5 protein-coding genes are annotated in these 9,283 nt (G+C 68.9%); 1 reads left to right on the top strand and 4 read right to left on the bottom strand.

What is annotated here, in order from left to right:
* Positions 1 to 497: 497 nt before the first annotated feature.
* The 4 genes from DB30_RS39245 to DB30_RS39230 all read right to left on the bottom strand — a co-directional run bounded on the left by DB30_RS39245 (position 498) and on the right by DB30_RS39230 (position 7,750).
* Positions 498 to 3,617, bottom strand: a complete 3,120-nt coding sequence (locus DB30_RS39245) for an efflux RND transporter permease subunit (RefSeq protein ID WP_052559073.1) — start codon at positions 3,615 to 3,617, stop codon at positions 498 to 500.
* A 7-nt stretch (positions 3,618 to 3,624) separates the two neighbouring features.
* Positions 3,625 to 4,809, bottom strand: a complete 1,185-nt coding sequence (locus tag DB30_RS39240; protein WP_146662696.1) for an efflux RND transporter periplasmic adaptor subunit — start codon at positions 4,807 to 4,809, stop codon at positions 3,625 to 3,627.
* A 178-nt stretch (positions 4,810 to 4,987) separates the two neighbouring features.
* A complete protein-coding gene (locus tag DB30_RS39235; protein WP_146662694.1) occupies positions 4,988 to 5,803 on the bottom strand; it encodes a PDDEXK family nuclease in 816 nt (271 codons plus the stop codon).
* Positions 5,804 to 6,010: 207 nt separating this feature from the next.
* The gene (locus DB30_RS39230) at positions 6,011 to 7,750 is read right to left on the bottom strand and encodes a serine/threonine-protein kinase (RefSeq protein ID WP_052559067.1); all 1,740 of its coding nucleotides are present in this window, start codon (positions 7,748 to 7,750) and stop codon (positions 6,011 to 6,013) included.
* Between the two features lie 107 nt (positions 7,751 to 7,857).
* Between DB30_RS39230 and DB30_RS39225 the strand changes: the two genes are divergently transcribed.
* Positions 7,858 to 9,283 (top strand): serine/threonine-protein kinase (locus DB30_RS39225; RefSeq protein ID WP_205633173.1); only part of this gene is annotated, 1,426 nt, incomplete at its 3' end.

Below are 9,283 nucleotides of genomic sequence, written 5' to 3'. Positions count from 1 at the left end.
GGTCACTCGTACTACCAGAAGACCGACTCACCACATGCCTGCGGTGAGTGGTTTCGCTCCGAGGGACCCTCGGTGCCCGCCGGGCTGCCCGCCGTCACAACCAACCTCCGAATCCACCGCCCCTCGGTGCCCGCCGGGCTGCCCGCCGTCACACCCACCCTCCGAGCGCGCGCGGGTGAAAGTGCATGACGGCGTCGGCTCGAGGCGGAGCCAATGGTTGCAACACGACGGCCCGGCAACCAGGGCTCCGAGGGTCCCTCGGAGCGAAAATTCACGGCGTATTAGACCCAATCGAAGCGGTGAAGGTCACTCGTACTACCAGAAGACCGACTCACCACATGCCTGCGGTGAGTGGTTTCGCTCCGAGGGACCCTCGGTGCCCGCCGGGCTGCCCGCCGTCACAACCAACCTCCGAATCCACCGCCCCTCGGTGCCCGCCGGGCTGCCCGCCGTCACAACCACCCGTCGTCACAACCACCCTCCGAGAGCGCCGTCCCCTACCCCAAGCCATCGTCCGTCGGCTCATGCGCCGACACATGCCCCGGAAACACCCGCCGCCAGACCCCAATCAGGTCACGCTCGATGATCACATAGATCGCCGGTACCGCCAGCAGAACCAAGCCCGTCGAGATCCCCAATCCAGCTGCGATCGAGATCGCCATTGGCGCGAGGATCTCGTCTTTGCCGCCAAGCCCGATCGCCAGGGGTCCCAGTCCAAAGCAGGTCGTGAGCGTCGTCGAGATGATCGGGCGCAGTCGCTCGAGCGCGCCGTCGAGGGCGGCGTCGTAGACCTCGAGGCCCTCCGCCCGGCGCTTGTTGATGAAGTCGACCATCACCAGTGAATCGTTGACGACGATCCCCGCGAGCGCGACAACCCCGAACAACGCGAACAGCGACAGGTCGTAGCCCATCCCGAACAAGCCCAAGATCGCGCCCATGATCCCAAACGGGACCGCGCACAGGATGATGAAGGGCTGGACGTAAGAGCTGAACTGCAGGGCCAAGACGATGTAGATCAGCCCGATCGCTAGCATGAAGGCCCCGGGTAGATCGTTGAGGCTCTCGTTGATCTCCTCGGTGTCGCCGCCAAACTGGATCTCGATCTCGGGGTAGCGCGCGGCCAGGTTGTCGTCGAAGTAGGTCTTGATCTTGTCCGAGGCGTCGAGCGCGGTGATCACCTCGGCGAGCACGTCGGCGGTCACGGCCACGGTCCGCTGGCTGTCGCGGCGGCGGATCGAGCCGAGCTCACGGGTGCGCTGCAACCTCGCAACCTGGTCGAGGCGGACCACGCGGCCGTCCGCGGTGGTCACGGTCAGGCTGCCGATCCCGGCCCGATCCAGCGCCTGCGCGCCCTGGGTGCGGACCACGATCTCGACCCGCTGCTCATCGATCGAGACCTCCGCGGCGACCAAGCCGTCGATCGCCGAGCGCACCGCGTTGGCGATCTCGAGCTGGCTCAGACCGTAGAGCGCGGCGAGATCCTGATCGACCTGGACGCTGAAGGTCTCTTTGCCGATCCCGCTGTCGTCGTCGATGTTCTGCACGCCCTCGACCGTGCGCAGATAAGTCTTGAGCTCGCGGACGACGGCGTCGATCTGCTCGGGGTAGCGGCCGCGCACACGGGCGGTGATCGCAGGCCCCGAAGGCGGGCCGGCCATGGCCTCGATGATCGTGAAGGCGGCCAGATCCGGGTTGGTCTCGAGGTAGCGCTCGACGTGGGCGATCACCTCTGGGTAGGCGTCGATCACCTCGTCCTCGAGGGTGAACTCGAAGCGCAGGATCCCAACGTTGGCGCCCGTCTCCATCAGCTGCGTGCGAGGATCCCGAACCGAGCCAACCCGCAGCTTGCTGGTCCGAACCTTGCCGCCCTCGGCCTCGGCCGAGACTCCAAACTCTTCCAGCACCAGCGCACGCAGGGCCTCACCTTGGGCCCGCGTGGCCTCGCGGCCGACCCCAGATGGCAGCTTGTAGCTGATCGACAGCTCCGAGGGCTTGCCCTTGGCCGTGTACTGAAACGGCATCTTGGTTGCGAGCAGCACGACCCCAAAGAACGAGACCGCGACGACCCCGGCGACCACCCAGCGCCAGCGCATGCACAGGTTGAGCACCGGCCGATAGACGGCCTTCATGCGCTCGACGAGCCGCGCGGTGCGGCCGCCCGCGGCGTCGCGGCTGGCGTAGTGGGCGAGGTGGCCGGGGAGGATGAAGATCGCTTCGATCAGCGAGCCGATCAGGCAAAACATCACCGTCAGCGGCAGGATCTTCATGACCCGCCCCATCGTCCCGCCGACCATGGTCAGCGGTAAGAACGCGAAGCAGGTGGTGGTCACGGCCACCGTGACCGGCAACAGCACCTCTTTGGCGCCGTCGATCGCGGCCTGGACCCGCGTCTTGCCCATCTCGAGGTGACGCTGGGTATTTTCGATCACGACGATCGCGTCGTCGACGACGATCCCCGTGGCGATCAGCAGACCAAAGGTCGAGATCACGTTGATCGTGATGTCACCCTTGTCCATCAAGAAGGTCGCGAGCAGATAGGACACCGGCATGCCCCACAGCGCGAGCATGGCCTGGCGAAAGCCTGCGACCCAGGCGAGCACCAAGACCACCAACAGCGCTCCGGTCGCGCCGTTGATCATCACGGTCCGCAGGCGATCGCGGATCAGCGTGGTGTAGTCCTCGGAGATGACAGCGTGCGCGCTGGGCGGGAGCTGCTCGTCGATCACGGGGAGCTGCGCGATGATGTCGTCGCGGATCTCGAGCGGGTCCGCCGTCTCCTCGCGGTTGACGACGAGCTGGATCGCCTCGACGCCGTTGACGTAGTAGCGGGTGTCGGGCTGCTCCTCGAGCTCGCGCACGCTGCCCACGTCGCCCAGCCGCAGCGGCGAGCCAGGGCGCAGCGGGATCGCGGCCACGTCGGCGGCCGAGCGCAGCCGCTCGTCGGTCTTGACGAACACCTCGGAGCCGCCGCTCTCGACGGTGCCAGCCGGGACGCTGGCCCGCGCATTTTGGATCGCCTGGCTGATCTCTGCTGGGCGGATCTGCAGGGCCCGGAGCTTGGCCTCGTCGAGCGCGACGATGATCCGCGGCTCGGTCAGGCCGGTGACGGTCACGCCCGCGACCCCCGGCCGACGGGTGAGGATCTCTTGGACCCGGTCGGTCTCCGTGCGGATCGAGCGATCGCCGATCAGCGCGACCGTGAGCACCGGGAGGTCGAGCTTGACCTCGCGGACCTGGGGCGTCTCGGCGTCCTCGGGCAGGTTCTGGGTGGCCTGCACGGCCTTCTCGACCTCGGCTCGAGCGTCGCGCAGATCGGTGCCCGCCAAGAAGGTCAGCGTGATCGTGGCGTTGCCCTCGTTGGCCAGCGACTCGACCCGCTTGACGTCCGAGACGTTGTCGAGCTCCTCTTCGATCGGCCGGATGATCAGCTCTTCGACGTCGGCCGCGGTCGCGCCCACGTAGATGACCTCGACCATGACGGCGTCGAGGCTGACCTCGGGGAATTGTTCGCGCGGGAGCCGGAGCGCGCCGATCACCCCGGCCGCGATGACCAGGAAGAACAACAGGTTGACGAACACCGAGTTGTTGACGCTGAGGCGGACGATCTTGTCGAACATCAGCAGCCTACTGAGAGAGCCCCGCGGGCGCCCTGGCGGGAGCGGTGACCCTTCCGGGAGCCGTAACCTGCGGGATCATGATCGCCTCGTCGCCGTCGACGAGGGTGCTGGGTCCCGAGCTGACCACCCGATCACCCACGGCGAGCGGGCCCGACACCGCGACCTGGCCGCCAACGTCCTCGTGGACGCTGACATCGACGCGCTCGAGCTGCTCGCGGGTCTGCTCGCCCCCCTGCGCTGCGCTTCCAACCGTGGTCGCGCGCAGCAGGTAGGCCTGGGTCGACTCCCAGCGCACGGCCGTGGGGGGAACCACGAGCTCGGGCTTGCCCTTGTCACCGCGGACGAACACCTCGGCGGCTTCACCTGCGCGCAGGCGCTTGTCGGCGTTGTTGATCCGCAGCCGCGCCGGGAAGGTGTTGGTGCCGCTGTCGGCCTCGCGCGCGATCCACTCGAGCGAGGTGTCGACTGGCTGGCCGCGGACCATGACCTGAAACTCGAGGGCGCCGCGCTCGTGGACGACCATCTCGAACTCCGAGAGCGGGACGTCGACAGCGAGGATATCCAGCTCGGACAGCGTGGCCAGGCGTGCGCCGGGGCTGGCGTACTCGCCAAGCTCAGCGTCGAGCGAGGTGATGACGCCGGCGAAGGGCGCGAGGATCTCGTTGGCCTGCCTGCGGTCGCGCGACTGGATCACTTGGCCCGAGGCCTGGCGGATCGACGCGCGGGTGGTCTCGATCTCGGTCTCGAGCCGCTCGACCTCGCGGCGGGTCCCCGCGCCGGTCTCCAACAGCTTGCGCGCGTCGGCGAGCTGACGATCGAGATCGACGAGCCGCTTCTCCGAGCTGGTGCGCGAGGCTTGGGCGGAGATCAACGAGCCGCGGGCGTCGGCGTCGACGAGCCGCACGAGCAGCTGGTCCGCCGCGACCTCGGTCTGCTCGGCGATCAGCAGCTCGGCGATCTGGCCGCCGAACCGGGGCGAGAGCTGGGCCTGCCGCCACGGGGCCAACAGGACCAGATGCCGCGAGCTGACCTGAGGGACGACCTCTTGCACCGGGGCGACGCGGATCCGCGGGACACCCAAGTCTGCCGCGCCCGCCTGCTCGCCTTGCTGATCCGGCTTGTCGCAGCCGGCCAGACAGATCGGGACTGCGAGCGCGAGGGTCATCGCCAGCTTGGCCGGGAGTGAAGACACGCGGTGCACGCGAGCTGCTTTTATTCTGCGGGGGTGGGACCGGCAACCCCGAGCTGGGTGATTTACGCATGTATCGGAGGCTTCTCGCGGCTCGCGAGGTCTCGCTGCATCGCCTCGAGATCGCTGATGCTCAATAAAGCTCGACGACCTCAACGCGATCCGCGGGGGTTCAACAAACTCATCGATCCGCGTCGGCCACGAGCAGCTCGTCGATCGAGTGGACCCGCCCAGCCATGAGCAGCCACCGCTCGAGCTGTTCGCTGTCCGTGCTTGCCTGGATCACCTGGCGCTGCGCGTCGCTGGGGTGTAGGCCACGACCGCGGAGCACGAGCAGCAGGGCCTGGCTCTGGGCCTGTTCGCGGCCTTCTTCACGGCCTTCTTCACGGCCGCGCGCGAGCGCGTTGGCGCTGACGTCTTGCTCGCGCCGTACGAGCCAGGGGTTGTCCTTGGCCCGCAGCGCGGCGGCGACGGCGTTGTCGGCGGAGGCGGCGTCGAGCAGCGCGCGGATGGGGATTGGCCGCATCAACGTTGGATCTTCGAGCCTTCCGTTGATCGGGAGTGGCACGAAGCGCCGCTCCGCCTGCGACCACTCTGCGACCTCGCTTTGGTTGACGAACACCACGATGATCCGCCGCACGCCCCGAGTGGCGAGGTCTTCGGCGCGAACGGTGATGTGCTGCAGCGACTGCTCGGCGACGACCTCGAAGGCGAGTTCCTCGAGGTAGCGCCCACCCGTTTGCGGATCGATGCCGACCTTGCGGACGCAGACGTCGGTGGCGAAATTGGAGCCGGGGCCGGCGCGGGTCAGGAGATCGGCCGCCACGACATAGCCGGGGGCGACGTGCCCGCGCGTGACGTAGTCCAGATCCGTGTGGCGCTCCGCGTGCGGCGGGTTGGCCGGCAACGCCTCCATGGGCTCACCACGAACCATCTCCTGCCGGGTCTCGGGCTCGACGATGTGTTCGTCGACACGTGGGAAAGAATCGTGATTCACGCTGGGCAAACGTAGCTCCGAATCCGAGGTGCAACCAGGCGCGAGCCAGGACGGATGCCGCTGAGAGAGATCCTTGTGATGTTTTGGATCCACTCGGATGTAGTCGTGATCGGCGAGTGAGTTGATCCCGACCGCGGGCGCGATGAGGATTTCGCGGAACCCGGCGAAAGCGGCGCCGCCCACGACCGCCGCGAGCATCCAGCCGGGTCAGTCGGGAGCGCCCAGCAGGTCGATGTCGGTCTCGGTGCTGGAGTGTTTGGCCCACTCCTCGAGCTGCGCCCGACTGGTTCGCACGCGCGGCTGCTGGGACTCACCGCCGCCGCGCAGCCGGTCGTTGCGGCCAAGCCGAAGGCACAGATCGATCGCCCGCACGAGCGCGTCGGCGTCCGCGTAGCGCTGCTCGGGATCCTTGGCGAGGCAGCGCATCACCAGGGTCTCGACGTAGTCCGGCAGCGCCGCCGAGAGCAACGTGGACGGCGGCGCGGGCTGCTGCTCCGCGTGGGCGCGCAGCAGCGCTTGCAGATCACGCTCGACGAACACCGGGCTGGCGGTGAGCATGAAGTAGAGCACGCAGCCAAGCGCGTAGATGTCGGAGCGCGGATCGGCGACGCCACCGCGGGCGACCTCGGGCGAGATGTACAGCGGCGTCCCGACCCGCTCGATCGGCTGCGCGGGGCCGTGGGGCCGGCTCGGCGAGAGCCGCAGCGACTGCCCAGCGCCGGAGTTCGCGGAGCGCGGCGTGGCGGCCACGCTCGCAACCCCAAAGTCGAGCACCTTCATGACATCGCGCTCGCCAGCCGGCGTGGAGACGAACAGGTTCTCGGGCTTGATGTCGCGGTGGACGATGCCGTGCTGGTGAGCCTCGTCGAGCGCCCGGGCGACCTGACGCAGGAGACTCAGCGCGCGGGTGATCGGCAGCGGCCCCTCGCGCTCGACCAGCTCGGCCAAGGTCTCGCCCTCGAGCAGCTCCATTGCGTAGTACAGCAGCCCGTCGGGTGTGAGGCCAAAGTCGTAGACCCGCACCGTGTTGGGGTGGCGCAGCTTGGTGGTCGCGGCGACCTCGCGCTCGAACCGAGCGACCGCGCCTTCCCCCGCGCCCGTTGGCAAGATCGGCAGGATCTTGAGGGCGAGCTCGAGGTGCAGGCCCTGGTGCCATGCGACCCAGACCTCGCCCATGGCCTTGCGCCCGAGCGGCCGCAGCAGCTCGTAGCGCCCGACCGTGCGGGCCTTGTACAGGTTGCGCCGCACATCCCACGCGACGTGGCCCCCGATCGTGATCATCGCGATCGTGACGGCCTGCATGCCCAGGTGCAGGATGACCGCCGCCAGGGTCGCGGGGTCGATCGGCGGCGCCGCGGAGCTCAGCGCGCTGCCGACTCCAAGCACCAGCCAAAACGTCACGGCCGGGGCGCACACGAGCGGCAGCCCGCGCCGCCAGTCGTCCGGGATAGCGATCGCGCGCACGACCAGGATCGGGAGCAAGGCGGCGAGCAGCGGGCTGCTGAGCCCGCCGCTGAACACCCCGAGCAGCGCGGTCGCGCCCGCGATCTGGGACACGACCAGGCCCTCCAACACGAGCAGGCCGACGCGACTGGGCGTCCTTCGAGCCAGGTGCAGCCACAACATCAGCAGTGGCAGCGTGGCGATCAGTCGGATCACCACGAAGGTCAGCCCATGATCGGCGCCGCGCAGCGAGTTGAACACGAGATCGGTGGGCAAGAACGAGAGCCACGCGAGCGCGCCCACCACCATGACCTTGCGCAGCCGCGCCGCGCGAGCGCTCAGCTCGTCGCGCTCGTAGCTGTGCGACCAGCGGGTGTCGCCCTCGAGCACGCGGTGAGGCGCGAGCGCTTCGTTGGGGACCGGCTCGGGCCCCGCGGCCCAGTCTGGAGAGTCGAGCATCGTCCGCCCGCGCGCCCACACGCCGCTCCCTTGCTGCTCGCCCACGTGAACACCGATGGTACGCGGACCCGCGAACCCAGCAATAGCCGACGCTGCGACCAGTGAGACTTCTCCCCCGCTGTTGGAGCTCGATCGCGCGAGGCCAGGGCATGATGAACGCGGCGCATGACGGGCCATGGACGCCGTGGGGGACCGACTTGACCACGAAAGTCGACCACGAGACCGACGAACCAGATGACGAGTCGCCGTCGCGGCCCGACTGGTTCAGGCGCGGGCAGACGATCGGGCGGTACCTGGTCCAAGAGTGTCTGGGCGTCGGCGGGATGGGGGTGATCTACTCGGCCTGGGATCCCCAGCTCGATCGCAAGCTCGCGATCAAGGTCGTGCGGCTGCGCCAGGGTCACCCCGGGTCCGCTCGCGGGCGGCTCCGATTGCAGCGTGAAGGCCAAGCGCTGGCCCGCCTGCGCCACCCCAACGTGATCGCCGTGCACGACGTGGGGACCGAAGACGGCCGGGTGTTCGTGGCGATGGAGTTCGTCGAGGGCCAGACCCTGCAGCGCTGGCTGCTGCGCAGCCCAAGGCCGTCCGTGCCCGCGCTGATCACCGTGTTCTTGCAGATCGGCCGGGGCCTGGCCGCCGCCCACCGGGCCGGGCTGGTCCACCGCGACGTCAAGCCCGAGAACGTGATGATCGGCGATGACGGGCGGGTGCTGGTGCTCGACTTTGGGATCGCGCGCGAGGGCATTGCCAGCGAGAGCGACCTGCTCGAGGAGCAGGTGGCGACGGCGCTCGAAGACCCAGACGAAGACCCAGACCAGAACCCAGACCAGAACCCAGACCAAAACCCAGACCAGTTGACGGACGAGCCGCCCGACCCGCCCGCGCACGGACGCCTCGCCACCCCGCGCCCGCTGACCCGCTCGGGGGCGGTCGTCGGGACGCCAGCGTACATGTCCCCCGAGCAGCACCGCGGGCGCCCCGTGGATCAGCGCGGCGATCAATTCTCGTTTTGCGTGGCCATGTGGGAGGCGCTCAACGGCGAGAAGCCGTTCGGCGAGGGCACGCGCGAGAAGCTGCTAGCGCGGATGCGGCTCGGCCAGCTCAAGCGCTTCCGCAACCGCAAGGTCCCGCGGCGCGTCGTGACCTCGCTGCGCCGCGGGCTGTCGTGGAACCCGGGCGACCGCTATCCCAGCATGGAAGGGCTGCTCGAGGCCCTGAACCCGCGCCGACACGGGGCCGAGCGGCGCATGTGGCTGGGTCTTGGGGTCGGCGCCGTGATCGGGATGAGCGTGGGCGTGATGAGTCTGCTGCCCAGGGTGAACCAATCCGCGAAGGTGTCCGCGAGCGGGCGAGAAGCCCTCGCCCGCGCTGAAGAAACCGTGGCCTCGAGCCGGGCCCTGCGCGAGCGGGCCCTGGCGACGCCGCGCGATTGCTGCGAGCCGGAGTGTCTGGCGACCGGGCAGCAGATCGCCGAGCTGGTCGAGCTCGCGGCGGTCAACACCGAGCTGCACGACTACGCCGCGGCCGCAGCGGACCTGCGGCGCGCGCTGCTGGTCCACGAGCGAGCCCACGGCCCCG

This window comes from Enhygromyxa salina (assembly GCF_000737335.2).
Taxonomy (GTDB): domain Bacteria; phylum Myxococcota_A; class Polyangia; order Nannocystales; family Nannocystaceae; genus Plesiocystis; species Plesiocystis salina_C.
This window is presented reverse-complemented; position numbering and strand designations above follow the sequence as displayed.

Excerpts from the sequence above, each read along its gene's own strand:
- DB30_RS39245 (WP_052559073.1), bottom strand. The coding sequence starts at position 3,617 with ATGTTCGACAAGATCGTCCGCCTCAGCGTCAACAACTCGGTGTTCGTC.